The sequence below is a fragment of the Amycolatopsis rhizosphaerae genome, from assembly GCF_007713715.1.
GTDB classification, from domain to species: Bacteria; Actinomycetota; Actinomycetes; order Mycobacteriales; family Pseudonocardiaceae; genus Amycolatopsis_E; species Amycolatopsis_E rhizosphaerae.
Genome location: NZ_VJWX01000705.1, coordinates 1 through 2,731, shown reverse-complemented (window position 1 = coordinate 2,731; position 2,731 = coordinate 1). Strand labels below are relative to the sequence as shown.

Below are 2,731 nucleotides of genomic sequence, written 5' to 3'. Positions count from 1 at the left end.
GGCGCGCCCTGGGCGGTCCCCCCCGAGGTGTTCTTCGAGTTGCCGGTCAGCAGGATCAGGGCGGTGACCCCGCCGCCGATCAGGACCACCGCGGCGATGGCGATCCCGACGATCAGGCCGGTCTTCTTCTTCTGCGGCGGCAGGTCGGGAGTGCCGCCCGGGTAGCCGCCCCACTGCTGGTCGGGCTGGCCGTACGGCCCGGGCTGCTGGCCGAAACCACCCGGCTGCTGAGGGCCGCCGGGGAAAGCGCCCGGCTGGGGCTGCGAGCCGCCGGGAGGGAAGGCCGCGCCGGGATAGGGCTGGCCGGGTTGTCCAGGCTGGCCGGGTTGTCCAGGTTGCCCGGGCTGGCCGGGCTGTCCGTACGGTCCGGGCTGGCCGGGCTGGCCGTATGGGCCGGTCGGCGGGTACGTCATGAGCGGGTCCCCCTCGGAGGTCGGTGAAGTGCCCACCTTTGACGCACGGGAACGCGGTCCGGTTCGCGGGAAGGCAGAATTCAGGGTCTGAGTCGGTTGCGGTGACGCCAGGGATCGTAGCGGCGCGCCTTCGTGCTGATCGCCCAGCGTCTCCGGTGCCCGCGGGCGCGGTCCGGGGGGACACCCATACGACCTTCCCGGCGGACACCGCTCCCCTCCGGTTTGAGCACGATCCGAGGGGGAAGCCGTACGTGAACGTCCCGTAAAGGCTCGGTTGGGTGGTCGTGACATGGGTGGAGAGCGCACAACCCGCTCGGCCGCGCTGTGTTCACCGATGCTTACGGAACGTAGCCTTCCCGCCGGTTCACCTGGCACCGTGACGGGCGCTTGCGTTCGGCGTTCGTTCGTGCATCCGGTGCGACGCGCCAATCCTGTGATGCGGATAGGCCTTTTCATGTCGGTGATCGCCGGTACCGTGGATGAAAAGCACTCCGAGGAGGTGCCGACATGCAACACGACCTTCCCGGAGGTCGGCATGAAGAAGCCGACCCTTCAGAGACGACTGGAGCTGGAACGACGTCCGACGAGCAGGCGCGGCAGCTACGTTTCCTCGAGGAGGAAGTCGCACTGCTGCGGAGGAAACTGACCGATTCACCCCGACAGAACCGTGTGCTGGAACAGCGTCTCGCGGAGGCGTCCGAGCGGGTTGCCCAGCTCACCGAGCGGAACAGCAAGCTGGTCGAGACCTTGCGCGAGGCCCGCGGTCAGCTGCTCGCACTCCGCGAGGAGGTCGACCGCCTCGCCCAGCCGCCCAGCGGGTACGGAGTGTTCGTCCAGGCCTACGAGGACAACACGGTCGACGTGTTCACCGCGGGCCGCAAGATGCGGGTCTCGGTGTCCCCCGCGGTGGAGATCGAGTCGCTGCGGCGCGGCCAGGCGCTGCGGCTGAACGAGGCCCTCACCGTGGTGGAAGGCGGCGACTTCGAGCGCACGGGCGAGGTCTGCGCCCTGCGCGAGGTGCTCGCCCCGGTCACCGAAGGCGGCACCGCCCGCGCGCTGGTCGTGGGGCATGCCGACGAGGAACGGGTGGTCTGGCTGTCGGATCCCCTGGCCGAGGAGCCCCTCAAGCCGGGTGACTCCCTGCTCGTCGACTCGAAGGCGGGCTACGCCTACGAGCGGGTGCCCAAGGCCGAGGTCGAGGATCTCGTGCTGGAAGAGGTGCCCGACGTCCGCTACGAGGACATCGGGGGCCTGAGCAGGCAGATCGAGCAGATCCGGGACGCTGTCGAACTGCCGTTCCTGCACGCCGACCTCTACCGCGAGTACGAGTTGCGGCCGCCGAAGGGTGTGCTGCTCTACGGCCCGCCGGGCTGCGGGAAGACGCTGATCGCCAAGGCGGTGGCGAATTCGCTGGCCAAGAAGGTGGCGGAGGCCCGAGGGGACGCCGGCGCCGCCGAGGCGAAGTCGTACTTCCTCAACATCAAGGGCCCGGAGCTGCTGAACAAGTTCGTCGGGGAGACCGAGCGGAGCATCCGCCTGATCTTCCAGCGGGCCAGGGAGAAGGCCTCCGACGGCACGCCCGTGATCGTCTTCTTCGACGAGATGGAGTCGATCTTCCGCACCCGGGGCAGCGGCGTGTCCTCGGACGTGGAAACCACGATCGTGCCGCAGCTGCTGTCGGAGATCGACGGTGTGGAGGGGCTCGAGAACGTCATCGTGATCGGTGCCTCCAACCGGGAGGACATGATCGACCCGGCGATCCTGCGGCCGGGCCGGCTCGACGTGAAGATCAAGATCGAGCGTCCGGACGCCGAGGGTGCCAAGGACATCTTCTCCAAGTACCTCACCTCCGGCCTGCCGATCCACGCCGACGACCTCACCGAGTTCGGCGGGGACAGCCAGGCCACGATCGACGCGATGATCCAGCACACCGTCGAGCGCATGTACGAGGAGACGGACGAGAACCGGTTCCTCGAGGTCACCTACGCCAACGGGGACAAGGAGATCCTCTACTTCCGGGACTTCAACTCGGGCGCGATGATCCAGAACATCGTGGACCGGGCGAAGAAGTCGGCGATCAAGTCGGTGCTGGAGACCAAGCAGCCCGGTCTGCGGGTGCAGCACCTGCTCGACGCGATCGTGGACGAGTTCGCGGAGAACGAGGACCTGCCCAACACCACCAACCCGGACGACTGGGCCCGGATCTCCGGCAAGAAGGGCGAACGGATCGTCTACATCCGCACGCTCGTCACCGGCAAGAACCAGGATTCCGGCCGCGTGATCGACACCGCGACCAACACCGGCCAGTACCTCTAGAC

1 protein-coding gene and 1 pseudogene are annotated in these 2,731 nt (G+C 68.0%); one reads left to right on the top strand and one right to left on the bottom strand.

The features are described 5' to 3' along the window. Positions 1 to 413, bottom strand: a pseudogene (locus tag FNH05_RS38585) (hypothetical protein); the annotation flags it as partial. Between the two features lie 507 nt (positions 414 to 920). Between FNH05_RS38585 and arc the strand changes: the two are divergent. Next, positions 921 to 2,729 carry a proteasome ATPase gene (gene arc / locus FNH05_RS35800; protein ID WP_144593274.1) on the top strand — a complete coding sequence of 603 codons (1,809 nt, stop codon included), beginning with the start codon at positions 921 to 923 and terminating at the stop codon, positions 2,727 to 2,729. The last annotated feature ends 2 nt before the right edge of the window (positions 2,730 to 2,731 follow it).

Excerpts from the sequence above, each read along its gene's own strand:
- arc (WP_144593274.1), top strand. The coding sequence starts at position 921 with ATGCAACACGACCTTCCCGGAGGTCGGCATGAAGAAGCCGACCCTTCA.